At 71.9% G+C, this 23169-nt stretch carries 27 protein-coding genes; 14 read left to right on the forward strand and 13 right to left on the reverse strand.

Annotated elements, in window-relative coordinates:
* Nucleotides 1–99 precede the first annotated feature (99 nt).
* The 4 genes from BUE16_RS14810 (at nucleotide 100) to BUE16_RS14825 (ending at nucleotide 4380) form a co-directional block, all read left to right on the forward strand.
* Nucleotides 100–1299, forward strand: coding sequence for a M24 family metallopeptidase (locus BUE16_RS14810; protein ID WP_073311119.1), 1200 nt, complete (start codon nucleotides 100–102; stop codon nucleotides 1297–1299).
* Between the two features lie 90 nt (nucleotides 1300–1389).
* A complete protein-coding gene (locus BUE16_RS14815; RefSeq protein ID WP_073311121.1) occupies nucleotides 1390–1878 on the forward strand; it encodes a hypothetical protein in 489 nt (162 codons plus the stop codon).
* A gap of 111 nt (nucleotides 1879–1989) precedes the next feature.
* Nucleotides 1990–2778 (forward strand): prephenate dehydrogenase/arogenate dehydrogenase family protein, encoded by a 789-nt coding sequence (locus BUE16_RS14820; RefSeq protein ID WP_073311123.1) that lies wholly within the window; start codon nucleotides 1990–1992, stop codon nucleotides 2776–2778.
* A gap of 177 nt (nucleotides 2779–2955) precedes the next feature.
* Entirely contained in the window at nucleotides 2956–4380 is a 1425-nt protein-coding gene (locus BUE16_RS14825; RefSeq protein ID WP_073311191.1) for a methyltransferase, read from the forward strand.
* A 49-nt stretch (nucleotides 4381–4429) separates the two neighbouring features.
* Here BUE16_RS14825 and BUE16_RS14830 read toward each other — a convergent pair whose 3' ends face one another.
* From BUE16_RS14830 to BUE16_RS14845, 4 genes are all read right to left on the reverse strand, one after another.
* Nucleotides 4430–5539: an ABC transporter permease gene (locus BUE16_RS14830; RefSeq protein ID WP_073311193.1), complete on the reverse strand. Its 1110-nt coding sequence runs from the start codon at nucleotides 5537–5539 to the stop codon at nucleotides 4430–4432.
* Nucleotides 5540–5627: 88 nt separating this feature from the next.
* The gene (locus tag BUE16_RS14835; RefSeq protein ID WP_073311125.1) at nucleotides 5628–7454 is read right to left on the reverse strand and encodes an ABC transporter permease; all 1827 of its coding nucleotides are present in this window, start codon (nucleotides 7452–7454) and stop codon (nucleotides 5628–5630) included.
* Nucleotides 7451–8419: an ABC transporter ATP-binding protein gene (locus BUE16_RS14840; RefSeq protein ID WP_073311127.1), complete on the reverse strand. Its 969-nt coding sequence runs from the start codon at nucleotides 8417–8419 to the stop codon at nucleotides 7451–7453. Before BUE16_RS14840 ends, BUE16_RS14835 begins: the two co-directional genes overlap by 4 nt.
* Nucleotides 8420–8523: 104 nt before the next feature.
* Complete coding sequence (locus BUE16_RS14845) at nucleotides 8524–8769, reverse strand: hypothetical protein (RefSeq protein ID WP_073311129.1); 246 nt, start codon at nucleotides 8767–8769, stop codon at nucleotides 8524–8526.
* Nucleotides 8770–9243: 474 nt separating this feature from the next.
* Here BUE16_RS14845 and BUE16_RS14850 point away from each other — a divergent pair, with 474 nt between their 5' ends.
* Nucleotides 9244–9933, forward strand: a complete 690-nt coding sequence (locus tag BUE16_RS14850) for a carbonic anhydrase (RefSeq protein WP_073311131.1) — start codon at nucleotides 9244–9246, stop codon at nucleotides 9931–9933.
* Nucleotides 9934–10003: 70 nt separating this feature from the next.
* On the forward strand, nucleotides 10004–10915 hold the full coding sequence (locus tag BUE16_RS14855; RefSeq protein WP_073311133.1) for a DUF2891 family protein: 912 nt from the start codon (nucleotides 10004–10006) through the stop codon (nucleotides 10913–10915).
* A gap of 20 nt (nucleotides 10916–10935) precedes the next feature.
* On the opposite strand, the gene BUE16_RS14860 is transcribed toward BUE16_RS14855, so the two are convergent.
* From BUE16_RS14860 to BUE16_RS14870, 3 genes are all read right to left on the reverse strand, one after another.
* Nucleotides 10936–11313 carry a rhodanese-like domain-containing protein gene (locus BUE16_RS14860; RefSeq protein WP_073311135.1) on the reverse strand — a complete coding sequence of 126 codons (378 nt, stop codon included), beginning with the start codon at nucleotides 11311–11313 and terminating at the stop codon, nucleotides 10936–10938.
* A gap of 73 nt (nucleotides 11314–11386) precedes the next feature.
* Nucleotides 11387–11698, reverse strand: a complete 312-nt coding sequence (locus BUE16_RS14865; RefSeq protein ID WP_200778455.1) for a chorismate mutase — start codon at nucleotides 11696–11698, stop codon at nucleotides 11387–11389.
* A 27-nt stretch (nucleotides 11699–11725) separates the two neighbouring features.
* Complete coding sequence (locus tag BUE16_RS14870) at nucleotides 11726–12601, reverse strand: shikimate kinase (RefSeq protein WP_073311137.1); 876 nt, start codon at nucleotides 12599–12601, stop codon at nucleotides 11726–11728.
* A gap of 179 nt (nucleotides 12602–12780) precedes the next feature.
* On the opposite strand from BUE16_RS14870, the gene BUE16_RS14875 reads away from it, so the two are divergent.
* Both BUE16_RS14875 and BUE16_RS14880 read left to right on the forward strand, forming a co-directional pair.
* Nucleotides 12781–13290 (forward strand): DUF5796 family protein, encoded by a 510-nt coding sequence (locus BUE16_RS14875; protein ID WP_073311139.1) that lies wholly within the window; start codon nucleotides 12781–12783, stop codon nucleotides 13288–13290.
* Nucleotide 13291: 1 nt separating this feature from the next.
* Nucleotides 13292–13525 (forward strand): DUF7508 domain-containing protein, encoded by a 234-nt coding sequence (locus tag BUE16_RS14880; RefSeq protein WP_073311141.1) that lies wholly within the window; start codon nucleotides 13292–13294, stop codon nucleotides 13523–13525.
* A gap of 46 nt (nucleotides 13526–13571) precedes the next feature.
* Here the strand turns inward: BUE16_RS14880 and BUE16_RS17385 are convergent, their stop codons facing one another.
* Together BUE16_RS17385 and BUE16_RS14885 are read right to left on the reverse strand one after the other, a co-directional pair.
* Entirely contained in the window at nucleotides 13572–13706 is a 135-nt protein-coding gene (locus tag BUE16_RS17385) for a DUF7128 family protein (protein ID WP_268762502.1), read from the reverse strand.
* 146 nt (nucleotides 13707–13852) lie between these two features.
* Nucleotides 13853–14305 (reverse strand): hypothetical protein, encoded by a 453-nt coding sequence (locus BUE16_RS14885; protein ID WP_073311143.1) that lies wholly within the window; start codon nucleotides 14303–14305, stop codon nucleotides 13853–13855.
* A gap of 151 nt (nucleotides 14306–14456) precedes the next feature.
* Between BUE16_RS14885 and BUE16_RS14890 the strand changes: the two genes are divergently transcribed.
* A complete protein-coding gene (locus tag BUE16_RS14890) occupies nucleotides 14457–15560 on the forward strand; it encodes a S1C family serine protease (RefSeq protein ID WP_073311145.1) in 1104 nt (367 codons plus the stop codon).
* Nucleotides 15561–15569: 9 nt separating this feature from the next.
* On the opposite strand, the gene BUE16_RS16755 is transcribed toward BUE16_RS14890, so the two are convergent.
* Both BUE16_RS16755 and BUE16_RS14895 read right to left on the reverse strand, forming a co-directional pair.
* Complete coding sequence (locus BUE16_RS16755) at nucleotides 15570–15746, reverse strand: hypothetical protein (protein ID WP_159435771.1); 177 nt, start codon at nucleotides 15744–15746, stop codon at nucleotides 15570–15572.
* 186 nt (nucleotides 15747–15932) lie between these two features.
* The gene (locus BUE16_RS14895) at nucleotides 15933–16373 is read right to left on the reverse strand and encodes an acyl-CoA thioesterase (RefSeq protein WP_073311197.1); all 441 of its coding nucleotides are present in this window, start codon (nucleotides 16371–16373) and stop codon (nucleotides 15933–15935) included.
* 257 nt (nucleotides 16374–16630) lie between these two features.
* Here BUE16_RS14895 and BUE16_RS14900 point away from each other — a divergent pair, with 257 nt between their 5' ends.
* Complete coding sequence (locus tag BUE16_RS14900; protein ID WP_073311147.1) at nucleotides 16631–16831, forward strand: hypothetical protein; 201 nt, start codon at nucleotides 16631–16633, stop codon at nucleotides 16829–16831.
* Here the strand turns inward: BUE16_RS14900 and BUE16_RS14905 are convergent.
* Nucleotides 16822–17358, reverse strand: a complete 537-nt coding sequence (locus BUE16_RS14905; RefSeq protein WP_073311149.1) for a bifunctional nuclease family protein — start codon at nucleotides 17356–17358, stop codon at nucleotides 16822–16824. The genes BUE16_RS14900 and BUE16_RS14905 overlap by 10 nt on opposite strands.
* A 216-nt stretch (nucleotides 17359–17574) precedes the next feature.
* Here BUE16_RS14905 and BUE16_RS14910 point away from each other — a divergent pair, with 216 nt between their 5' ends.
* The 3 genes from BUE16_RS14910 (at nucleotide 17575) to purM (ending at nucleotide 21301) form a co-directional block, all read left to right on the forward strand.
* Nucleotides 17575–19401: a TraB/GumN family protein gene (locus BUE16_RS14910; protein WP_073311151.1), complete on the forward strand. Its 1827-nt coding sequence runs from the start codon at nucleotides 17575–17577 to the stop codon at nucleotides 19399–19401.
* A gap of 62 nt (nucleotides 19402–19463) precedes the next feature.
* Nucleotides 19464–20090, forward strand: coding sequence for a site-2 protease family protein (locus tag BUE16_RS14915; protein WP_073311199.1), 627 nt, complete (start codon nucleotides 19464–19466; stop codon nucleotides 20088–20090).
* A 191-nt stretch (nucleotides 20091–20281) separates the two neighbouring features.
* Nucleotides 20282–21301: a phosphoribosylformylglycinamidine cyclo-ligase gene (gene purM, locus BUE16_RS14920; protein WP_073311153.1), complete on the forward strand. Its 1020-nt coding sequence runs from the start codon at nucleotides 20282–20284 to the stop codon at nucleotides 21299–21301.
* A gap of 34 nt (nucleotides 21302–21335) precedes the next feature.
* Here the strand turns inward: purM and BUE16_RS14925 are convergent, their stop codons facing one another.
* Complete coding sequence (locus BUE16_RS14925) at nucleotides 21336–22295, reverse strand: hypothetical protein (RefSeq protein WP_073311155.1); 960 nt, start codon at nucleotides 22293–22295, stop codon at nucleotides 21336–21338.
* Between the two features lie 117 nt (nucleotides 22296–22412).
* On the opposite strand from BUE16_RS14925, the gene BUE16_RS14930 reads away from it, so the two are divergent.
* A complete protein-coding gene (locus BUE16_RS14930) occupies nucleotides 22413–23165 on the forward strand; it encodes an AMP-binding protein (RefSeq protein ID WP_073311157.1) in 753 nt (250 codons plus the stop codon).
* The last annotated feature ends 4 nt before the right edge of the window (nucleotides 23166–23169 follow it).

Genomic DNA, 23169 nt, shown 5'->3' on the forward strand with positions numbered 1-23169 from the left:
GAGCCCTCGACCCGGGACCCGGCGACTGCTCGGTCGGTCTGGACCGTCGGCGTCCCCACGACGAAAACGACTATCCCGCCGGTCGCCGCACCCTCCACCATGACACGCAGTCTCGCCGCGCTTGACGACCTGCTCGCGGCGACGGGCGCCGACGCGTACTGCATCGACGCCGGAAGCGCCGATTCGAACCAGCTGTACCTCTCGGGGTTCGACGCGCCGGACCCGTTCTTCACCGCGTACACGGGCGAGGGGCTCGCGGTGCTCGTCTCCGGACTCGAATACGGGAGAGCGACGAAGGAGTCGCACGCCGATACCGTCGCTCGGCTCTCCACGTACGACTACGCCGAGCGCGCCGCCGACGAGGGACAGGCCGCGGCGCAGTCGGGCGTGTACGCGGATTTCCTGTCGGACCTGGGCATCGAGTCGACGCTCGTCCCCGAGCGCTTCCCGGTCGGTATCGCCGACGGTCTGCGCGAGGCCGGGGTCGCCGTCGACGTGGACCGCGACGACGTGATCGAGACAGTCCGCGCGACCAAGACCGACGAGGAACTCGACGCCGTCCGCCGCGCGACCGAGGCCAACGAGGCCGCTATGGCGGCCGCAGAGGATCTCATCGCCGCCGCCGAGGTGGCCGACGACGGCACGCTGGTGATCGCCGAGGGTGAGGAGGGGGAAGCGGTCCCGCTCACCAGCGAGCGCGTGAAAGAGGAGATCGAGGTCACCCTCCTCCGGCACGGCTGCGCGCTCGACGAGACGATCGTCGCCTGCGGCGCCGACGCCGCCGACCCCCACGACCGCGGGTCGGGCCCGCTCGAAGCCGGCGAGAGCATCGTCGTCGACATCTTCCCGCGCGAGAAGGCGAGCAAGTACCACTCGGACATGACGCGCACCTTCGCGAAGGGCGGGACGAGCGACGCGCTCGTCGAGCGGTTCGACCTGACCGAGGAAGCGCTGTCGGCCGCGCTGGACGCGGTCGAACCGGGCGCCACCGGCGCCGAGGTCCACGCGGCCGCCTGCGACGTGTACGAGGCCGCCGGCCACCCGACGCTGCGCTCGGACCCGGACGCGGAGACGGGCTTCATCCACTCAACCGGCCACGGCGTCGGCCTCGACGTGCACGAGCAGCCGGGGCTCAACCCCCGCGGCGAGGAACTGGAGCCGGGGCACGTGATCACCGTCGAGCCCGGCCTGTACGACCCCGAGGTCGGCGGCGTCCGTATCGAGGACATCGTGATCGTCACCGAGGACGGCTCCGAGAACCTCACCGCCGGCTACCCGGTGGAGCTGGTGATCGAGTGAGCGCCCGCATCCCTACCCCGGTCGGTGACCACGACCGCCGTGAGCGGGGCCGCCGACGCGGCTTTGGTCACCGCGCCCCGTCGTCGTGGTATGAGCCTGTTCGAGCGCGTCACCGATGCGTTCCGCGAGTCGGGCGCCCGGGAGGATCCAGAGCGCGACGCGGGGGAGCCGGTGACTGACTCGGACGGCGCCGGCGGCTCCGGCGACGGGCCGGTGGGCGGGGGTCCCGCGAACGAGCGGACCGACGCCATCGTCGCCGTCTGCCAGCGGGCGACGGACGGCGTCCGGACCTACACGATCGAGATCGACGCCGCGGGCGCCGAGATCACCGAGGTCGCGCCCGGCCTGCTGGAGGCGCACTTCGAGGTCGCCGAGGGCGGCGTCGGCGCGGACCACGTCACCGTCCGCGCGGTCGACTTCCGCGGCGAGGCGCGTACGGTCGAGGCCGAGACGCTCGTCGGCGTGCGGTTCGCCGAGTCGGTGCCGCTGTCCGACGTGCAGATGCGCCTCGTCGCCGCCGAGGACCACGGCGGCGACACGCTCCCGTCGGAGCTGTTCCGGATCGCGGCCGTGGAGTAGCGACGGCCGCCCGGCGGGCGACGCGGTCGCGTCCGGCGTCGCCGAGTCCGGCGCGGTCCCCCCACCGCCGCGACCGATACCCTTTCGGTCGCCACACTGATAGCGGGTGGCATGAAGTTGCTCGTCGTCGGCGCCGGGGAGATGGGTCGGTGGGTCGCGCGGACCCTCCACCCGGTCAGCGAGCGGGTCGCGCTCGCAGACACCAACCCTCAGGCCGCGATGGACGCCGCCGAGGCGGTCGTCGACGGCCGCGTCGTCCCCCTCGACACCGACGAGTCATTCGACTGCGTCGCGCTCGCGGTGCCGATCCCGGCGGTCGCCGACGCGGTCGCGGCGTACGTCGAGAACGCCGCCGACGGGGCGATCGTCGACGTCTCCGGCGTGATGGCCGACCCGCTGGCCGCGATGGCCGAGCACGCCGTCGGCGAGTACGCCAGCTTCCACCCGCTGTTCGCGCCGCCGCGCGGCCCCGGCCGGATCGCGTACGTCCCCGGCGAGGCCGGTCCGGTCGTCGAGCGCGTCCGCGAGCAGTTCGCCGCCGTCGGCAACGACGTGTTCGAGACGACGGCCGCCGAGCACGACGAAGCGATGGCGAAGGTCCAGACGGGCGCACACACGGCCGTGCTCGCGTACGCGCTGGCCGCCGGCGACGTGGACGAGCGCTTCCACACGCCCGTCTCCGAGCCGCTCGCGGACCTGGCGCGAACCGTCACCGAGGGCGAGCCCCGCGTGTACGCCGACATCCGGGAGGCGTTCGACGGCGCCGAGGGGGTCGCGGCGGCCGCCGACGCGCTGGCGACCGCCGACCGCGACGGGTTCGCGGCGCTGTTCGAGCGCGCCGGCGACGCGGTGGGCGTCGACTCGCGGGTCGACGGCGACGGTCCGCCCGCCGACGAGTGAGCCCCTCGAGACAGAACCGTTACCCACGCCGACCGAGTAGCCGCCGGCAATGAGCCCATCGCCGCACTCGCGCCCGAGCCGGCGCCCGCACTCCCACTCGGACACGCGGTCGCGGGCGCGCTCGGTCAGCGCTCGCCGCGCCGCCTCGCGGTCGCCGACGCCCGCCGGGTGGTCGCCGTGAGCGTCGACCGCGAGGCGCTGCGCGACACCGCAAAGTACCTCCGCAACGCCCGCCCCGTCGATCCCGACGAGGTGTACGAGTACCTCCCCGACCGACCGCACCCGGCGGTCGTGCGCACCGCACTCCGCGAGGAGGCGTTCGACCTCGGACTCTACGAGCGCGAGGACGGCACGTTCGTCCCCGCGAGCGAGAGACCGGTCGACCCGCCGGGGTGGTCGCCCGAGGCGTTCCCCGACGGGCACGCCGAGACGATCGAGGACCTGCTGTTCGAGACGTACGGCCTCGACTGGCACGAGGGCGACTCGGGCGACGCGCTCCGCGAGACGATCGACCGCCTGAAAGAGGACTACTACCGCGGGCGGCCCGTCGAGTACGACGCCGACGCCGCGCTCGCGTACGCGCTCTACCACCAGCCGGACTTCTACGCCGCCGTCGGCTACGTGCTCGACCGGCTCGCCGACCGCGGTCTGCTGCCCCGGACTCTGTGCGTGCTCGACGTGGGCGCGGGCACCGGCGGTCCCGCGCTGGGCCTGTTTGACTACCTCCCTGACGACGCAGTGGTCGACTACCACGCGGTCGAGCCGAGCGACAACGCGGACGTGCTCGCCGAGGTGCTCGCGGACACCCGGCGGAACGTCCACACGACGATCCACCGCGAGACCGCCGAGGCGTTCGACCCGGAGGCAGTCGGCGACGTGAACCTCCTCTTGTTCGGCAATGTTCTCTCTGAGTTGGACGACCCCGAAGCGGTCACCTCCCGCTGCCTCGACGCGCTCGCCGCCGACGGTTCCTGCGTCATGCTGGCGCCGGCGGACCTGAACACCTCGACCGAGCTGCGCCGCGTCGAGCGGGCACTGACGCCGCCCGACGGCGACGTGAGCGTGTACGCGCCGGACCTTCGCCTCTGGCCCGGGGACGCCCCGGACGACCGCGGGTGGTCCTTCGAGGAGCGCCCGGATCTCGCCGTCCCCTCGTTCCAGCGGAAGCTGGACGACGCGGCGACGCGCGCGTACGACGAGGAGCCGGGCACCTACCTCAACACGGACGTGAAGTTCTCGTGGGCGGTGCTCCGCCCCGACGGCGAGCGCCGCCACCCGGTCGTCGCCGGCGCCGACCGTCACCACCGCATGGCCGAGTCGGAGGCCCACGTCACTGACCGGGTGAACCTCCTCGCGGTGAAGCTCTCGGCCGACCTCGCGCCCGACGACGCGAACCCGCTGTTCAAGATCGGCGACGGGAGCGAGCGGGTGGAGCACTACCTCGTCGTGACGGGCGAGTCGGCGCTCAACCGCGACCTGCGGGAGGCGCCGTACGGCGCGGTCCTGTCGGTCGAGAACGTCCTGATCCTCTGGAACGACGACGAGGGCGCGTACAACCTCGTGTGCGGGAAGGAGACGGTCGTGGACGTGGTCGCGACCTGAGTCGCATCGCGGCAGCGGTGCGGGTGCCGCCGATGTGCTCGCCGCCCTCTCAGGCCGGGCCGTAGCGCGCCACGCCAGCGCGCGCCACCCAGACGGCGACGCCGCCCGCGACGAGCACGGCGACGACCACGAGGTACGACGCCGGGTCGGCGCTCCCGACGGCCAGTTTGGCGGCGACGTTCGCGGGGTTCGCGGGCGACAGCGCCGCCGCCCCGAACAGCCCGAGCACGCCCAGCGAATACACCGTCTGTGCGGCTCTGCGGTCGGGCGCGGTGAGCGCGAGCGCGGCTCCCAGCGCCGTCACCAGCGCCGCCAGCCCGGCCGTCAGGCCGAGCAGCCCGACCACCCCGGCCGCCGTCACAAGCGCGCTCGGTGCGGGGGCGATGGCGGTGCCGTTTACCGACAGCAGCGCGAGCCACAGCGCCGCCTGCACCGGCGCGAGGCCGGCGGCCGCCAGCAGCTTCCCCTCGACGATGTTGGTCATCGTCACCGGCGCGACCCGGAGCAGTTCCAGCGTCCCGCGCTCCAGTTCCTCGGTGAGCGAGTCGACCGTCACCGAGCCGGCGATGAACACCGGGAGGAACAGCAACAGGGGAACGAGCACCGTGTAGGTGAAGCCGAAGTACGGCGAGGACCCCGCCTGCGGCGGCAGCGCGAGCGTCTCGGCCGACAGCGACGCCGAGCGCTGATCGCGCTCCAGGCGCTCGAACGCCCGCAGCGCCTCGCGCGCGCGCACCACGACCAGGGTCGTGCCGACGCTCCCCTCCGGGACGAGCACGCGAACCTCCACGGTACCGCGCTCGGTCGCCGTCGCCAGCATCGCCGCGTCGACCCGTCCGTCGGCGAACGCGTCGGCGGCGGCCTGTCGGGTCGGGTAGCGACGCGGCTCCATCCCGTCGGTCCGCTCCAGCGCGAGCGCGAGGTCGCCGGTGTCGTCGCCGGCGACGGCCGTCTCGACCGAGTAGCCCGCCGCGGCGCCGGGGTCGTACAGCGACACCAGCCCGACGACGAGGAACGACGAGAACGCCGCGACGAACAGCTGTATCACCAGCGCGAGCAGGATCGTCTTCTCCGAGCGCAGCGACGCCAGCTCCCGCCTGGCGATCGTCCAGCGGGGGTCGCGCCCTGTGCGATCGCCCGCGGCGACGGTGCCCGGGATCGGGTTCGGGGCGTCGGCCGACGGCGCGTCTGCTCGGCGGTGACCGCCGTCGCCGGCGCCACTCCCGCCGCGGTCCGCCTCGCGGTCGTTATCCAAGGGCGCTCACCACCGTGAGGTCGTAGGTGAAGTGGATCGCCATCGCGACGAGCAGGGTTCCGGCCCACGCGCGCCGCCCCCGCGTCGCGCCGACGGCGCCGACCGCCGCCGTGACGACGTGCAAGAGGAGCGGGAGCGCCACCAGCGCGAGCCCGGCCGCCGGGCCGAGGCCGCTGCCGACGCCCGCGGTACCGAACGCCGCCTCGCCCAACGGGAGCGAGCCGAGACCGACGACCTGCACGACCACGGTGGCCTTCTCCGCGAGGAAGAAGCCGGCGCCCGACAGCGCCCCCAGTTTCAGCGCCGTGGGGAGGTCGCGCTCGAAGCGCGACCTGTGGAAGCCGGCGTACACGCCGACGCCCTTGGCGACCTCCTCAACCACCGCGACGACGACGAGCAGGGCGACGATGGCCGCGCCCTCCGGCAGCGCGAATAGCACCGCGACGCCGAGCAACTCGGCGACGAACACGAACGGGACCGACAGCGCCGACAGCAGCGCCACGTCGCGGGGGCGGTGCAGGCGCACCGCGAGCGCGTCGAGGAACTTCAGCGGCACCGCCCGCTGGGTGAACATGTCTTCCTCGCGGTAAACGCCGATGCCCGTCGCGAACAGGGTGCCCGCGACGAGGTAGAACGGCCCCGTCGAGAACAGGTACTCCGCGATCGACACCGCCTCCCCCTGCAGGTCGCGGACGACGAGCGTGAGCGGCGAGATGAGCGCGACGGGCGTCACGGTCGAGAAGATCGCCGGCACGAACGCATACGTCGTCAGCGCGACCGAGACCGTGACCGTGACGAAGGTGAGCTCCTTGAACGACCGCGCGAACATCGCGCCGACGAACGTCGCCGCGAGGAACACGAGCGCGATTGGGAACACCGCCGCCACCGAGAGCGGGCCACCCCCGACGGCGAGGGCGATGACCGTCGTCGCCGCGAGCGCGACCCCCGCGTACGGGAGCGTCTTCCCCGCGACGATGTCCGTCCGCGACAGCGGCGCGACGAGCAGCAGTTCCCCCCGGCGGTTGATCCGCTCGTTGAGGATCGTCGAGCCGTACGCCTGGATGACGAAGTTCATCGGCACGAGGAAGGCGAACGCGAGCACGAGCGAGGAGAACGGAAACGGCGGCGCGATCTCCGCCGGCGACCCGGTCGGCTGCCCCCCGAACAGCGACCCCGCGATGCCGCCGAAGTCGGGGACGCCGAGGCCGCTCCCCGCGCCGCCGTCGCTGGCAGTTCCCGAACCGGCCGATCTGTCGCCCGCGTCGTCACCGGCACCGTCGCTATCGCCGGTGCCGTCGCCGCCGATCGCGCCGTCGTCGTTCTCGCCGGCGGATCCGTCGCTGGCGCCGACGCGCTCGCTGGCGCGCTCGACGTAGCTGAGGGTCACGCCGACCGGGAACGCGGCCGACTGGTTCTCCTCGGCCGCGAGCAGGCGAGCGTTGTGGCGCTCGACGGCCGACCGGAACGCGCCGAGGGCGGCCTGCCCCTTCCGGGTGTTCGCGACGGAGACGGTCGCCTCGCGGTCGCTCGGGTCGCGGTCGTCGACGTACACGTCCGCGTTCGGTGCGCCGACCGGGACCGCCTCCAGCGGCGTCGAGTCAGTCACGGACTCGTGGTACGGGCTGTCGGAGCTGACCGCGACCGCGTAGATGTCCTCGTCGAGCGCGACGCCGCCGGCGAGCAGGCCGCCCGCGGCGACGCCGAGGGTCAACAGCAGGGCGACGGCGCCGAGGACTGCGGTCTTCCGGTCGACGGTGCCGACCGTCCGGGACACCTCCCAGCGCGCGACCCGGAGCAGCTTCCGGGGGGAGACGTTCACTCCGCGGCCTCCGGCGCTTCGGGCGGTTCCGACGGTTCCGACGGGTCGCGTTCCCGGTCACCCTCGACGGCGCCGGGGGCGACCCGGCGGCTCCCGGGCATCGGCTGGCCGGCCACGTCGAGGAAGATCTCCTCCAGCGTCGACTCGCGCGTGCGGATGTCGATCACCTCGCCGCCCGCGGCGGCCGCCGCCTCGCGGACCTCCTCGACGGCGTCCATCGAGTCGACGGTCGTGACGTGCCGGTCGCCGTCCGGTTCGCTGCGTTCGACGGGGACCGTCGTGAACACGCGGTACGTCGTCTCCCCGTGCTCGGCGCGGATCTCCTCGACGGTGCCGCGCGCGACGATCTCGCCCTCGTTCATGATCACGACGCGATCGCAGACCGACTCGACGTGATAGAGGTTGTGCGCCGAGAACAGCACGGTCTTGCCCGCGTCGGCGAGGTCGCGAACGTACTCCAGGACGTAGTTGGTGGTGAGCGGATCCAGCCCGGACGCCGGTTCGTCGTAGATCAGCACGTCCGGATCGTTGACCAGCGACCGCGCGATCGCGACCTTCCGCTTCATCCCCTTCGACACGTCCCCCAGCCGGCGATCGCGGTGCTCCAGTTCGAGGTCGTCGAGCGCGGTTTCGATGCGCTGATTCGCGGTCTCGCGCGGCACGTCGTACAGATCCGCGAAGAAGCGGAGGTAGCTCCGCGCGGTCATGTCCTCGTACAGCGGCGACTCCTCCGGGAGAAAGCCCAACGCGGTTCGCGTCTCCGGGTCGCCCGCGGGCTCGCCGGCGACGCGGACGGTTCCGGCGGTCGGCTCGATGAGCCCCGCGAGCGTCTTGAGCGTCGTCGTCTTGCCCGCCCCGTTCGGGCCGACGACGCCGAATATTTCCCCCGGCTCCACGTCGAAGGTACTCCCGTGCACGGCGACGAAGTCGCCGTACACCTTCCGCAGGCCGTCGACGGTTATCACACGGGTGCGTTCGCCCGCGAGGGTATAGTGGCGTCGGCGCGCCTATCGACAGTGAGAACGCGGCAGCGGCTGCGCCCTCGATCGAGTCCGGGTTCCGTCTCGCCTCACGCCCGCTCGGGCGGGCGGAAATCGACGCAGCCGAACGTCACGTACCGGCCGTCGTCCGAGGGGTCGCTCGACTCACCCTCCGTGCGACGGCCCTCTCTGACCTTGTCGGAATCGCTCCCGGCCGCAGGGTACGGATCCGTCGGGAATGCCGGCCGGACCGCCCGCTCGTCGGGGACCCAAGCGCCGTCCGCATCGTTCGCGACTGCCGTGCCGTATGACGTGAATGTCCGCTGCTCTGACATACAATACTAGTACACCTCGTCCAATATATACGTTTCCATCGATTACTCGGATTCGAGTAAATAATTATCACGATCGGCACGATCGCTCACTGAGCCAGAGACCCCGCCGTCGACGGCGCGGTCGCTCGCGAACGTTCGATCGGGTAGTACGTCGGAGTCAGGAGTGTTACTCGTCGTCTTCGCCGCCGTCGGTCCGCGCGTCGAGTTTCTCGTTGCCTCGTTCCCACACTCGGTCGGCTGATGCTCCGTTCGGTGCTGTGTGACTGACCTCTCGCATCGTTCGTTTCGCCATCGTGACACAGTGGAGCACGTCCGGGTATTTCAACGTTGCATGGAATTCCCTTAGAGACTCTGTACCATATTAGGACAATAATATTTTGGGCGATCGCCGCCGACCGACCGATCAGTTCCGCCGGCGTTCGTTCCCCAAACCATGAGAGAACGCATTTGACTGAAGCCGCAGTGAACAGGCGTATGAACCGGACGATCGTCGACCTGTTGGCCGACAACGCCGAGCACGCCCGAGCGTTCGCCGGGCGCTTCGACGAGGTACAGGACGGACAGTATCCCGAGGCTGTGACGGTCTGCTGTTCGGACTCGCGGGTGCTCCAGGATCAGATCTTCGGCAACGAGACGCCTGGACGACTGTTCACCTGCGGGAACATCGGGAACCGCGTCGTCCAGCGAACCGACGCCCGCGAGGTGGTCTCCGGCGACGTGCTCTACCCGCTGGCGCACGCGGGGACGCGGACGGCCGTCGTCGTCGGTCACACCGGCTGCGGCGCCGTGACGGCGACCTACGACGCGCTCGCGGGAGGGCTCGCCGCGGACAGCGAGCCGCCGGGGATCGAACACTGCATCGACCTGCTCGCTCCCCACATCGAGCCGGGCGTCGACCTGCTCCCCGAGGGGCTCGACGACGCCGAGGCCGTGAACCACCTCGTCGAATACAACGTCGACCGCCAGGTCGATGAGCTCCTCGGCAGCGACGACGTGCCGGACGACACCGATGTCGTCGGCGTCGTCTACGACTTCCAAGACGTGTACGGCGGCGAGCGAGGGGAAGTTCACCTGATCAACGTCGACGGCGAGCGCGACCCCACGGCGTTGCGGGCCGAGCACGAGGTGGTCGACGACCGGATCGCTCGCCTCTGGACGTACTGACCGCGGCGACGGGTGCGACCCGATACCACGGAGTCGATCGATTGAACTCGACCGCCGCAGATCCGGCCGTATGAACGATCTCTCGCCGCCGGACGACCAGACGCTCGTCGCGGATCGCGCCGACTGGGTCGACGCCGACGCGGCCGCACACCTGACCGCCCACCCGCTTGACGGCGTCGGCACCGAGTACCCCCACGCGACGGGCGCCGTCGACGGCCCCGGTGACGTGACGCCGCCGCGCGAGCGCCACCCCGTCTTCTATGGCTGCTTCGACTGGCACTCGGCGGTCCACAGCCACTGGTGTCTCGTGCGTGCGCTGCGCGTGTTCCCCGAGCACCCCGATCGCGAGGCGATCGTCGCGGGGATCGACGAGCAGTTGACCCCCGACGGCGTCGCCGGCGAGATCGCGTGGTTCGACGAACACGAGACGTTTGAGCGACCCTACGGCTGGGCGTGGCTGCTCGCGCTCGCCGCCGAACTCGACCGGTGGGACGACCCGCGGGCGGCGCGCTGGAGCGACGCGCTCGACCCGCTGGAGGAGCAGATCCGCGACCGCGTCGCCGAGCGGTTCCTTCCGATGGGTCGACCGTTCCGCGTCGGCACGCACGGCAACTCCGCGTTCGCGCTCTCGCTGGTCCTCGATTACGCGCGGACGGTGGGCGACGGCGCGCTCAATCGGAGCGCGACCGAGACGGCGCTGGCGTTCTCCCGCGACGACGCCGACGCGCCAATCGGACTCGAACCGCTCGGGTGGGACTTCCTCTCGCCCGCGCTCGTGGAGGCCGACCTCATGCGCCGGGTGCTCGACGGCGACGCCTTCGTCCGCTGGCTCGACGGCTACCTCCCCGACGCGGATGCGCTCCCCGCGCCCGCGTCCGTCGACGAGGCGTTCACGGACGACTACGCCGGGTCGCACTGGCTGTCCTCGTTCGTCTGCTACCTCCTCACACGCAACGAGGGCGGGATCGCGGTCTCAACGTAGCAAGGGACGCGGGAACGGCCCTACACCGCCGATTTGAGATCCCAGATCAGCGATCGAATCTTGTATCCGACGGAGTCATTCTGGTAACCCTTCCAGCCACTGATGCCGCCTGCGAGCGTCGCCGCGTCGTACCCGGCGGCGTCGAGCACGCTCGTCGCGCGCTTGGCGACGACACCCATCTTGCACACGACGACCACGTCCTCACCGCGGGGGATCTCGTTGAGGTGCGCGCGGAGCGCGGCGTCGTCGCCGCCGCGAAGGTCATGGTAGACGGGGACGTTGTGACTCCCGTCGATCGCGGTGCGCTGGTAGTCCGAGTGCGGCCGGATGTCCAGCACGAACGGGGCGGCGCCGCGGTCGAGGCGGTCGTCCAGTTCCTCGGGGCGAATGCTGCTCATTGTTGCTGTCTTGTGCTCGGCGGTCAAATCCGTGGCGTTCGTCGGGCCGATCTCCCTCGGCGGCGACCGCCGACTACCGACTCTCCCGCTGTTCGACCTTGTTCAATTCGATCAACAGCCGGAAGATCGCCTTCACGAGGTTCGAGTCCACCTCGAACCGCTCGGCGTTCTCGCCGGCGCGGTCCATCACGGCCTGCTCTTGGGTCTCGTCTGTCGTCGGCAGGTCGCGCCGCGCTTTCACGTCGGCGATGGTGTCAGCGACGTACGTGCGCCGAGCGATGAGTTCGACCAGTTCGCGGTCGATGTCGGCGATCTCTCCGCGCAGTTCGTCCAGGCTCATCGCCTCCAGTTCCTCCGGTTCCTGACTCGTGTCGTCGTAGCTCATTGTCTGAGATTGTCCGCTCGTCGCCAGTCACAGCACACGCGCGCCGGTCTCGCGGGTCCGCGTCAGGCGCGTCTCGCCGTCCCGCGCGGCCCACCGCTCGCGGACCGCCGCCAGCGCGTCGCGGTCGCCGACGGCGACGACGCTCGGGCCGGTTCCCGACAGCGAGACGCCGGCGCAGTCGGCCATCGCCTCGACCGCGGGGTCGCTCGGGAACCCCAGCGCCGCCGAAAAGGCGAGGCCGTTGACGGTCATCGCCCGCGCGTAGTCGCCGTTGAGCGCCAGTTCGGTCGCCAGCTCTGCCATCGGTGCGACCCGCTCGCACGCGCCCACGTCCGCGTCCGCCGAGTACGCCCGCTCGAGCGGCGTCCACACGAGCGCGTGCTCGGCGAACGGGTCGCCGCTGGCAAGCAGGTCGTCCTCGCGGTTGTCGGTGACGGTGACGCCGCCGAGCATCGACGCCGAGGCGTCGTCGAACGCCCCCGTCACGGTGACGCCGGCGTCGCGCGCGGCGCGGACGCCGACCCGGCACGCCTCGGTCTTGGTCACGTCGGCGTCGGGGTCGTTCGCCACCTCCAGCCCCAGCGCCGACAGCGTCGCCACCACGGTCGCGTTCGCGGCCGCGCTGGAGCTCTTGAGCCCCGCCGCCGTCGGCACTTCGCTGTCGGTCTCGACCGTGCCGCCCTCATCGGCGCCGTAGCGGTCGACGACGCGCTCGACGCACCGCTCGATCAGCGTCGTGTCGCCGTCAGGCGCACCCGCGATGGTGCCCGACACACCGTCGGCGTCCGGGTCGAGCCGGACCGTCGCGGTCGTCTCCAGATCCAGCGCGAACGCGGCGCCGCGGCCCGTCGCGAGGGCGTTGACAACGGTCCCGGCGCCCGGCGCGGCGGCGCGTCCTTCCATGGGTCGACGCGCGCGTTCGCCGGGGTAAAGCGTGGCGGTCGCGTCAATGTCGCTTCGCTCGCGTCACGCTCTCATCGTGGGCGGCTCGCCCACGAGCTCGCCGCCGTCCCCCGTGACGCTCGCTTCGCTCGCGTCACGCTCTCGCCGCGCTTATTCGCATCCGCGACCCACTCGGAGCTATGAGCGCTCCCCACCGCAACGACATCGCCCCCGCGAGCGTCTCGGTCGCCCTCCGCGAGGAGGGCGTCGAGGTCGAGTACCTCGACGACCGGGTCACCTTCTACCACGGCGTCCCGCAGGTCGTCGAGGACACCCTCACAACCTCGCCGGGCAAGGAAACCCACGTGCTCGTCACCGACCCCTCCGAGACCGAGGGCGTCCTGCTGTACGTGAACGACCTGAAGACCCACGATGACATCCTCGAACAGACCGGCGTCGGCCGCGTCATCCTCGGCGAGGGCGAGGAGGAGGAGCTGTTCCCCGGCGTCACCGCCCGGCGCCCCGGGGGGCAGCGCACCGAGATCGAGGCAGACCCCGAGGTCGCGGGCGGGCGTGTATTCGCCTTCGTCGAGGACGACTGGGGCGAGGAGAGCTACGAGTTCGTCGCGGACGACGGCGGCGCCGAGGAGCCGACGACCGACGCGGACCGCGCCGGCGACGATGACGCCCACGCAGACGGAGCCCAGTGAGATGAGCCTCCGCAAGCCGTGGCGCGACCTCGATCGATCGGCGGCCGCGGCCGCGCCCGACCGCTACGGCGTCTACGAGCTGGGCGACGGGGAGGGGGAGCCCGTCGGGCACGGGGTCGGCGTCGTCCGCGACGAGGTGAAGGAGGCGCTGGCCTACGGAGACGCCGCGACGGTTCGGTGGGCCGTCGCGGAGTCGCGGGAACACGCCGAGCGGCTCGCGGACGACCGTTTCTGAGCGGCTCGGCGTCCGGCGAGGCGACGGGGGCCGCGGCAGCGACGGCTCACTGGAGGTACGAGGGGTCCTCCGCGTCGCAGTGCTTCTCGTGCTGTTCGGCGTCGTCGGGGTCGTCGAACAGCAGGCCGCAGGCGTCACACTGGTACCAAGTCATGTCGTCACGCTCCGTTGCCGTGACCATAGGTAGCATTCGACGCGCCGAGGGTAAATCGCTACCGGCGCCGCACCGGCGGCGAAGACGTTGTCGTCGCCGCGGATGCCGCGGCGGGTGTCACAGCGGGTGTCGCGGCGGTCGGCCCGGCCATCGGCACCGACACCGTCGCCGACTCAGAAGTCTGGGAGGTCGTCGGGCGCCTCGAACTCGCTCTCCCAGTCGACGTACTCAGCCTTCAGCACCTCGCAGACGACCTGCCCGAACTCGGTCAAGGCGGCGTTGATCGACGACACCTGCTCCCAGCTGTCGAGCTCCGGGTGAGGGTCGCGCTCCTTCCAGTCCTCGGGGATCCCGGGAGCGTGGTAGCCGACGCGATCGGCGAAGTCGTCCCAGAAGAAGTCGAACCGCTCGAACAACCCCAGGTCCCCGGCGATGCGCCACGTCTCGGCGTCGATGTCTGCGTCGGCGGACCACCGGTCGAACGCCTCCGCCCAGGCGCCCTCCCGGAGGAACGCCTCCAGTTCCTCGCGGTGGTACTCGTCGCCGGCGACCTCGGTGTCGTCGTACTGGCTCGGGTCGACCGTCGAGAGGGTCGGCAGCGGCGGCGTGTCGGCGTCGAGGCTCATGCTAGGGCGTACCCCCGCGCCGGGCAAATGCCTGCCGGAGTGCTCATGCCCCCGGCCGGAGATTCCCGGCCAGCGGATCCCGGCCGGACCGACCGACACGTGCGTAGACGAGAGCGCCGGAGTTATTCGGATCAGGGTCGTACCGTGGGTCATGCCAACACGACGCGACTTGCTCGCGGGGCTCGCGAGCTCGGGCGCCGCCGCCAGCGCCGGCTGCGTGCGCTTGGGCGCCTCGGAGGCCGCGCCACGGGCCGCGGCCGGGTCCGAGAGCGACGGGTCGGGCGCCGGAACCGGTGGCCGGTCGCCGGCGACCGAGACCGACGTGTACCGGTCGACCATCCAGTCGGTCGTCGGTATCCTAAACTACGGTCAGAACGGCCCGCAGGGCAGCGGCTCCGGCTTCGTTGCGGGCGACGGCTACATCGTCACGAACCAGCACGTCGTGGCCGGCGCGACCGAGGTGAAGCTCCGATTCCAGGGCAACACGTGGCGCGACGCGGCGATCGTCGGCACCGACGCCTACTCGGATCTGGCGGTCCTGCGCGCCGAGGACCGTCCCGAGGCGGCGACGCCGCTCTCGTGGGTCGCCACCGACCCCGAGCCGCCGGTCGGAACGTCGGTCATGGCGATCGGATCGCCGTACGGCTTCAGCGGCTCCGCCTCCACCGGCGTCATCTCCGGCGTCGACCGCGTGCTGTCGGCGCCGAACAACTTCACCGTCGCCGACTCCGTGCAGACGGACGCCGCGCTCAACCCCGGCAACTCCGGCGGGCCGATCGTCACGTACGGCGGCGACGTGGCCGCGGTCGCCGCCCGCGGCGGCGGCGACAACCTCGGCTTCGGCGTCTCGGCGGCGCTGTCGAAGCGCGTCATCCCCGCGCTCGCGGCGGATGGGGAGTACGACCACTCCTACATGGGCGTGCGTCTGGTCGAGGTGTCACCGCTCATCGCCGAGGCGTACGGCATCGACGACGTGGGCGGCGTGCTCATCGTCGAGGCGGTCGAGGGCGGCCCAGCCGACGGCACCCTCCGGGGCACCGACGGATCGACCACCGTCGACGGGGTCAGCGTCCCCACCGGCGGCGACGTGGTCGTCGGGGTCGGCGGCACGGATGTGGAGGTGCAGGCGGACCTCTCGAACTACCTCGCGCTGGAGACCTCCCCGGGCGACACCGTCGAGTTCACCGTGCTGCGCGACGGGAGCGAACGGACCGTCTCGTTCGAACTCGGGGAGCGCCCCGAACCCGACGCCTGAGCGCCGTCGTTACCGGTCTTCGCGACCTCCCTGGTCCGCCTCGTAGGCTCTTCGGGCCGCCTCGCCGCCGTTGGTCGCCGCCGAGACGCCGTCCGCCTCCGCGGCAGCCTCCTCGCTGACGGTCGTGACCTGGTCGGTCAGCGTCGCGGCGACCTGCCCCTGGAGGACGACGCCCGTGACGACCAACAGCGTCGCCAGCGTGAGCGCCGTGAACTTCCGGAGGTCCGCCCGTCAGAGGATGTCTGAAATACGGCCCATGTCACCCGCTTCAGAAAAGCGTATTTACGATCAGCCCCGACCATCAGTTCAGAAAACGTTCACGTTTGATGTGTGCTACCGCCGAACACGGACACCGGCTCCGGCGCGCGGGCCTCACCCGAGCCGTTCGCTCACGTCTGCCAACTGCGACCGCCGCTCCTCGGTCGCCCCCTCGCGAAGCGCCGCCTCCTCGGGCGTCGGACACTCGAGGTCCGGCACGGGCGTCGGCGAGCCCTCCTCGTCGAGCGCGACGAAGGTAAGAAACGAGGTGGTCGTCCGGCGCTCCTCGCCCGTCCGTGGGTTCTCCGCGCGAACGTCGACTTTCACGTCGACGCTCGTGCGCCCGGTGTTGAACACGTACGCCTCCAGCACCGCGACCTCCCCCAGGTCGATCGGTGCGATGAAATCGACGTGGTCGAGCGACGCCGTCACGCACTGGCGTCGCGAGAACCGCATCGCCGCGATGGCGCCACAGATGTCCATCCAGTGGAGCACCGCGCCCCCGAGGGCGCGCCCGAGGTTGTTCGTGTCGTTGGGAAGCAGTAACTCCGTCATCTCCGTGTACGATGCCGCGAGCGTCCTCTCGTCGTCCTCGCGGGCGCCCTCCTTGGGTGCGGCGTCGACACCCCCATCGACGGATTCGTCGGCGTCGGTCATACTGGGTCGTCCGGCGGCGTCGGTATCAACCCCTTCGGTATCACGTCTCCGAGGGCGCGAGCGCCGCGACTGGCGGGGCAGGTGCGGCGGCGCTCGGGTTCGCTCGCTCGCGACTCGCCCGAACCGTTATGGGGCGCTTGACCGAACATTGCCACATGATAACGAACCGCGATATCTCGTCGCGAGCGCTGCTGGAGGAGGCCCTCGACGAGCTGGTCGAGTCGGCGAGCGAGAACGGCGTCTCCGACGAGGTACTGGCGGAGGCGTTGCGCGTGCGGGCGTCCGAGGTCGACGAGAGCGGCGACGGGGGATCGAACGGGACCGGGAGCGGCGGTCCCGACGACCCTCACCGGTAGCGGAAGTCGTCGTCCGGGTCCGACCCCGATCGTTCCGGATCGCGGTCGCGCGGATCGGAGCCGGTCGGGCGGTCGTCGGGGTCCTCGGCGCCGCCGTCGACGTCGATCGACTCTGGGGGCTGTCCCGCGGCGTCGACGACCTCGTCGCTCACGTGGATGGGACACTCCAGGCGGGCGGCGATGGCGATGGCGTCGCTCGGGCGGGCGTCGAAGACGAACCGGTCGGGCTCGCCGTCGACGTAGCGCTCGGCGGTTAGCTTACCGTAGAAGGTCCCCTCGGCGATGTCGTCGATGCGAACGGAGTCGACCGCGCCGCCGAACTCCGTCACCATCTCGACGAGCAGGTCGTGGGTGAGCGGGCGGTCGAACTGCTCGCCCGCGAGCGCGCCGCGGATGGAGCGCGCCTGGTCCGGGGTCACGAAGATCGGGAGGAACTCCCCGCGGGCGCGGAGCACGACCGCGGGCACCTCCTCGCCGCCCGGCCCTGAGCCCACGCCGATGCCAGCGACCTCGGCCTCGTGGTCCATACGCACTCCACGGGGCCCGGACATGAATACCTACCGTGGCGTTCCGAGCCGAGGCAAACGCGGGGGCCCGCGCCGGCCGCGCGAGCACGCCGATCTGACGCCTCGGAACGGCCGCCCAGCGGCCCTCTGAGTCGGGACTCCGACAGGCGTATACGGGCTGGACCGGAACACGCGGCCAATGACCACCGGAACCGGCACGTGCGGGGGGTGTGGGCCGTGAGTCGCGATCCCGACGCCCCGGACTCCCGCATCTCCGACGCGGGCGGCGATCCCGCGACGGACGCCGCCGCCGACCCCGCGCCCGGCGGCGCGCCGCGCCCCTCCAATGAGCGCGGCGAGGGGAGCGTCCGCGTCGTCGGCACGGCACACGTCTCGGAGGCGTCCGTCCGCGAGGTCGAGGAGACGGTCGCCGAGGAGCGTCCCGACGTCGTCGCCGTCGAGCTCGACGAGGGGCGCTACCGGCAGATGAAAGGCGAGACGCCCGACGACCTCGATCCGGGCGACCTCCTCACGGGGAACACCGTCTTCCAGTTCCTCGCGTACTGGATGCTCTCGTACGTCCAGACGCGGATGGGCGACCGCTTCGACATCGAGCCCGGCGCCGAGCTGCTGGCGGCCGTCGAGACCGCCGAGGACCTCGGCATCTCCGTGGCACTCGTCGACCGGGACATCCAGGTGACGATCCAGCGCTTCTGGGCGCGGCTCTCTGGAATGGAGAAGCTGCGGATGGTCGGCGCGCTCGCGTTCGGCGTCACCGATCCGCGGGTCGCCGGGATCACGTTCGGCCTGATCGTCGGCGTCCTGCTCGGCCCGGCGATCGGGCTGTTCGGCGGCGCCGTCGGGATCACAGACGCGGTGCTCACGCGCGTCGGCGTCGGCGCGCTCGCGGGACTCGTCGCGGGCTACCTCGGCTTCCGCGCCGCGTCGCTCTCGCTGGGCGGCGGCGCTGGTAGGAGTGGCGCGGGCGGAGTAGACGGGGACGCCGCAGATGCGCCCGACGGCGTGAGGACCCTCGGCGTCGCCGCGGTCGTCGCCGTCGCTGTCGCCGGCGCGGTGACGGTCACCGGCGTCGGCGTCGACGCGGTCGCGGGGCTGCTCTCGGGCACCATCGTCCGTGCGGTCGGGAGCCTCGGGCTCGGCCTCCTCGCGGGGGTGGGCGTCGGCGCGCTGACGGCCGTCGCCATCGACGCGCTCGGCGTCGCGCCCGACGCCGCCGAGGCGGAGTACGAGGAGTTCGACCCCGACGACCTCACCGACACCGACGTGGTGACGGCGATGATGGAGGAGTTCCGCCAGTTCTCGCCGGGCGGTGCGGAGGCGCTCATCGACGAGCGCGACGCCTACATCGCCCACCAGCTCGTCGGCCTCCGCGAGGAGGGGTACGACGTGGTCGCCGTCGTCGGCGCGGGCCACCGCGCGGGGATCGAGTCGTACCTCGCCGAGCCCGCGTCGCTGCCGCCGATGGACTCGCTGGTCGGGACGGCGAAGTCGGGCGGGATCCCGTGGGGGAAGATCGCCGCGTTCGGGATCTCCGCCGCGTTCATCGCCTTTTTCGTGTTGCTGGCGATGGCGGGCGTGCGCAACGAGCAGCTGCTCACGCTGTTCGCCGCGTGGTTCCTCATCAACGGCGTGTTCGCCGCCGGACTGGCGAAGCTCGCGGGCGCGCGCTGGCGCTCGGCGGGCGTCGGCGGCGCCGTCGCGTGGATGACCTCGGTGAATCCCCTGCTCGCGCCGGGGTGGTTCACGGGCTACATGGAGCTTCGCCACCTGACGGTGAACGTCTCCGACATCGGCACGCTGAACGAGCTGCTGTCAGACGAGACGCGGCCGGTGCGCGCGATCTTCTCGGACATGCTCGACGTGCCGCTGTTCCGGCTGATCGTCGTCGTCGCGGCGACGAACGTCGGGAGCGTCATCGCGTCGCTGCTGTTCGCGGCGTACGTCGTCCCGGTGTTCGCGGGGTCGCTCGACGCGAGCATCGCCGACCTCATGATTCGGGGCGCCCGCGAATCGGCGCGGATCCTCTGGGGGGCCGTCACGTGAGTCGGGCGGGCGCGGGCGGCGGCCGAGCGACCGGAAGCGACGCCGTCGCGTCGGTCGCGGGCCTGTCGTTCTCCGGGCGGGAGCTTCGCGACCTCCTGGTGGCGTGGGTCGCGCTGTCGGTCGCGTTCGCGGTGTTTTTCGCCGGCGGCGGCAGCGTGGTCGTGAACTCGCTGGCGGCGGGAGCGGTCGGCTCGCTGGGCGGCCTGTTCGCCGTGAGCCTCGTCACCGCCGGCGTCGCGTTCCTGCTGCACGAGCTGGGCCACAAGGTCACGGCGGTCCGGTTCGGCCAGCGGGCCGCGTTCCGCGCGGACTACGGCATGCTGTTTCTCGCGGTCGTCGCCGCGCTCGGCGGGTTCCTGTTCGCCGCGCCGGGCGCGGTCCACCACGTCGGGCGGATCACCAAGCGCCAGAACGGACTCATCGCGCTGGCCGGTCCGGTCGTGAACCTCGTCCTCGCGGCCGTGTTCGTCCCGCTGCTGGCGATCGGGATGGCTGGGTTCTCGGCGCTCGCGCTGACGCTCGGAACCTACGGCGTCGCGGTGAACCTCCTCCTGGCGGCGTTCAACCTCATCCCCTTCGGCCCGCTCGACGGCGCGACCGTCCGGTCGTGGTCGACGCCAGTGTGGCTCGCGGCGTTCCTCCCGAGCGCCGCCCTCGCGGTCGGATTCGCCCTGTTCGTGTTGTTCTGAGACGCCGCGGCGACGCTCCCCCGTCGAGCCGTCCACCGTTCGCCGTTCGCTCCAAGGCGCTCACCGCGTTCGTGCCTCGCTGGGCCCGTGGGCGGAGCGGCATGGGACCGCTCCGCCGCCCTCCGAGGTGCTCGCTTCGCTCACACCTCGCTGTCGGTGCGCTTTTGCTCCCGCCCGAACCCCTCTCGACCATGACCGACGACGCCGGGAACGAGGACGCCCACACCGAGGAGACGGAGGAAGGACTCACGTACGCCGACGCGGGCGTCGACATCGACGCCAGCGAGGCCGCGACCGCGGCGCTCGTGTCGGCCGTCGGCGACGCCGGCGCCGAGGGAAGCGACTACGCCGGCCTGCTCGACATCGGCGACCGCTACCTCGCGCTCGCGACCGACGGCGTCGGGACGAAGCTGCTCGTCGCCGAGGCGCTGGGGGACTACTCGACGGTCGGCATCGACTGCATCGCGATGAACGCCAACGATCTGGTCGCCGCCGGCGTCGACCCCGTCGCGTTCGTCGACTACCTCGCGGTCGACGAGCCCGACGAGCGGTTCTCCGAGCAGGTCGGCGCCGGCCTCCGCGAGGGAGCCGAGCGCGCGGGGATCGCGCTCGTCGGCGGCGAGACCGCGGTGATGCCCGAGGTGATCAAGGGACTGGATCTGGCCGGCACCTGCGCGGGCCTCGTCGCGAAGGACGCCGTCTTCGACGGGCGCGCCGAGCCGGGCGACGCGCTCGTCGGGTGGGAGTCGTCGGGCATCCACTCGAACGGCCTCACGCTCGCGCGAGAGGCCGCGACCCGCGAGCACGAGTACACCGATCCCTGTCCGTTCGAGGGGTACGACACCGTCGGTGAGGCGCTGCTGGAGCCGACGCGCATCTACGCCAACCTGCTGGAACCGATGCGCGAGCACGGCGTCCGCGGCGCCGCCCACGTCACCGGCGGCGGCTGGACCAACTTGGAGCGACTGGGCGAGCACCGCTACGAGATCGCGGACCCGTGGCCGGTCCAGCCGGTGTTCAAGTTCGTGCAAGAGCAGGGGAACGTCGCCGACGAGGAGATGCACCGCACGTTCAACATGGGGACGGGCTTCGTCGCAGCCGTCGACCCCGACGAGGCCGAGTCGCTGGCGGCCGAGACCGACGGCCGGGTGATCGGCGAGGTCGCCGAGGGCGAGGGCGACGGCGTCGCGATCCGCGGGCTGGAGCTGTAGCGTCGGTCGAAGCGGCGTCATCGTCCGTCCCGAGTCAGCGGTCCCGTGTCGATTCGGCGGACCGACCGGCGTCCAACGCCGTCCCGTCCCCGTCGACCGAACCTCGAACCCGTCCGGCCTCGACTTCGACGCGGCCGCGCGCGTCGATCCGCGGGAGGAACCGCCCGAGCGCGGTCGCGACCGCATCGAGGTCGTCGACCGCGTCGGCGTCGACGGTGACGGCCGGGCGGAGTCGTCCGGACCGGGGAAGCACCACCTCGTCGTCCTCGATGCGGTAGCCCTCGAATTCGTCCCACTCGTGGAGCGCGCGGTCGACCCGGAGTCCGGCGTCGGTGACGACGTACTCCGTGTCGTCGTCCCCCAGGGCCGCGAAGACCGTCGTCACGGATCCGAGCAGGGTCGTGAGCGCCGTCGTTGACGGAACGAGCGTGTCGAGCGGGACCGCGATGACGCCGACCGACCCGGCGACTACGGCCGCGCCGGCGCTGACGGCAACGATCCCGGCGACCACGAGCAGCGTCGCCGCGACCGGCCCCGTCGGCCTCGCTCCGTTCCCGGTTCCGTCACCGTCGCCTCCGTCGAACTGGGCGTACTCCGTCGCTCCGTCGAGCGCCGACCACGTCCGGAGGCGGTCGGCCAGCACGACCGCGACGACCACGGGGACGACCGCGAGCACCCCGACGAGAGCCAGCGCCGCCTCGGGGGACTCCGGGGAGGTGAACAGCAGCAGCACGGCGAACCAGACGGCGGGCGGAGCCAGGGCCGCCGCGAGCGGCGCCACCGGCGACCGAGACGACAGCGCGGCGGGGAGGTCGTCCGCGGACGCCGCACCCGCGAACGCGACCGCGAACACGCCCGCGCCCGCACCGGCGATGAAGGCAGGGGCGACGGGGACCCCCGGCGAGAACCCGACGGCCGGAACGACCGCGAACACGACGTAGAGGGCGACGCTGGCGGGAAGGGACCGACGAGCGAACCGCTGGAGGGCGGACATCGTTCCGAGTTGTCAGTCGTAGCGTCAAAAGCGTCACGGCGGCGTGGGGTCGTCGGATATCCGTCGGGGCCCGCGTCGTGCCGTGTCGCTCTTGGCTCCCGCGTGCCTCGATCCGGCATGGCCGACCCAACGCTCGTCGGGGATCTCGTCACCCGCGAGCGCCGCTCGGACCGGCTCGCGCTCCACGCCGCGGAGCTCGACCGCACGTACAGCTACTTCGACCTCTGCAACACCGCCTGCAAGGCGGGCAACGTCCTCAGCCACCTCGGCGTCCGCGAGGGCGACCGCGTCGCCGTCGCTCCCGAGCCGCTGCCGGAGCCGGTGCTCACGTTCCTCGGCGCCGCGCTCCTCGGCGCGGTGACGGAGTTCGACGCCGACATCGACCCCGAGAGCGACGCCCGCGCGGTCGTCGTCCCGGCCGAGCGCGAGTCGGAGTTCGACCTCCCCGGCGGCTCGAAGCTGTGCGTCTTCGGGGGCGCCCCCGACCGACCGGACACCACCCACTGGGAGCAGGAGGTGTGGAGCGAGAACCCCGCGTTCCCGCCGACGTTCCACGACCCGGCCGACCCGGTGCTCGGGGACGCGGACGGCGACCGGACGTACTCGCACGCCGACCTCCTCGAGGCGGCGCGGGGTGTCGCCGACGCGCTCGATCTCGGTGCGGACTCGCGGGTCGCCGTCAGGGCATCCCTGTCGGACCCCCGGGCGGTCGCCGCGGGCGTGCTCGCGCCGCTGCGTGTCGGCGGGGCGATCGCGCTGCCCGACGGCGACGCGGGGCTGGACGCGACGGCCGCGGTCGTGCCCGGCGACGCGGACGACGCGGACGTGCCGGAAGGACGGTCGATCGGGGTCGGGTCGGTGTCGCTCTAGCCGG

Origin of the sequence: Halobaculum gomorrense, from assembly GCF_900129775.1 — an archaeon.
In the GTDB taxonomy this organism is placed as follows: domain Archaea; phylum Halobacteriota; class Halobacteria; order Halobacteriales; family Haloferacaceae; genus Halobaculum; species Halobaculum gomorrense.

Excerpts from the sequence above, each read along its gene's own strand:
- BUE16_RS14810 (WP_073311119.1), top strand. The coding sequence starts at position 100 with ATGACACGCAGTCTCGCCGCGCTTGACGACCTGCTCGCGGCGACGGGC.
- BUE16_RS14815 (WP_073311121.1), top strand. The coding sequence starts at position 1,390 with ATGAGCCTGTTCGAGCGCGTCACCGATGCGTTCCGCGAGTCGGGCGCC.
- BUE16_RS14820 (WP_073311123.1), top strand. The coding sequence starts at position 1,990 with ATGAAGTTGCTCGTCGTCGGCGCCGGGGAGATGGGTCGGTGGGTCGCG.
- BUE16_RS14845 (WP_073311129.1), bottom strand. The coding sequence starts at position 8,769 with ATGTCAGAGCAGCGGACATTCACGTCATACGGCACGGCAGTCGCGAAC.
- BUE16_RS14850 (WP_073311131.1), top strand. The coding sequence starts at position 9,244 with ATGAACCGGACGATCGTCGACCTGTTGGCCGACAACGCCGAGCACGCC.
- BUE16_RS14855 (WP_073311133.1), top strand. The coding sequence starts at position 10,004 with ATGAACGATCTCTCGCCGCCGGACGACCAGACGCTCGTCGCGGATCGC.
- BUE16_RS14860 (WP_073311135.1), bottom strand. The coding sequence starts at position 11,313 with ATGAGCAGCATTCGCCCCGAGGAACTGGACGACCGCCTCGACCGCGGC.
- BUE16_RS14865 (WP_200778455.1), bottom strand. The coding sequence starts at position 11,698 with ATGAGCTACGACGACACGAGTCAGGAACCGGAGGAACTGGAGGCGATG.
- BUE16_RS14870 (WP_073311137.1), bottom strand. The coding sequence starts at position 12,601 with ATGGAAGGACGCGCCGCCGCGCCGGGCGCCGGGACCGTTGTCAACGCC.
- BUE16_RS14875 (WP_073311139.1), top strand. The coding sequence starts at position 12,781 with ATGAGCGCTCCCCACCGCAACGACATCGCCCCCGCGAGCGTCTCGGTC.
- BUE16_RS14880 (WP_073311141.1), top strand. The coding sequence starts at position 13,292 with ATGAGCCTCCGCAAGCCGTGGCGCGACCTCGATCGATCGGCGGCCGCG.
- BUE16_RS17385 (WP_268762502.1), bottom strand. The coding sequence starts at position 13,706 with ATGGTCACGGCAACGGAGCGTGACGACATGACTTGGTACCAGTGTGAC.
- BUE16_RS14885 (WP_073311143.1), bottom strand. The coding sequence starts at position 14,305 with ATGAGCCTCGACGCCGACACGCCGCCGCTGCCGACCCTCTCGACGGTC.
- BUE16_RS14890 (WP_073311145.1), top strand. The coding sequence starts at position 14,457 with ATGCCAACACGACGCGACTTGCTCGCGGGGCTCGCGAGCTCGGGCGCC.
- BUE16_RS14895 (WP_073311197.1), bottom strand. The coding sequence starts at position 16,373 with ATGACGGAGTTACTGCTTCCCAACGACACGAACAACCTCGGGCGCGCC.
- BUE16_RS14900 (WP_073311147.1), top strand. The coding sequence starts at position 16,631 with ATGATAACGAACCGCGATATCTCGTCGCGAGCGCTGCTGGAGGAGGCC.
- BUE16_RS14905 (WP_073311149.1), bottom strand. The coding sequence starts at position 17,358 with ATGGACCACGAGGCCGAGGTCGCTGGCATCGGCGTGGGCTCAGGGCCG.
- purM (WP_073311153.1), top strand. The coding sequence starts at position 20,282 with ATGACCGACGACGCCGGGAACGAGGACGCCCACACCGAGGAGACGGAG.
- BUE16_RS14925 (WP_073311155.1), bottom strand. The coding sequence starts at position 22,295 with ATGTCCGCCCTCCAGCGGTTCGCTCGTCGGTCCCTTCCCGCCAGCGTC.
- BUE16_RS14930 (WP_073311157.1), top strand. The coding sequence starts at position 22,413 with ATGGCCGACCCAACGCTCGTCGGGGATCTCGTCACCCGCGAGCGCCGC.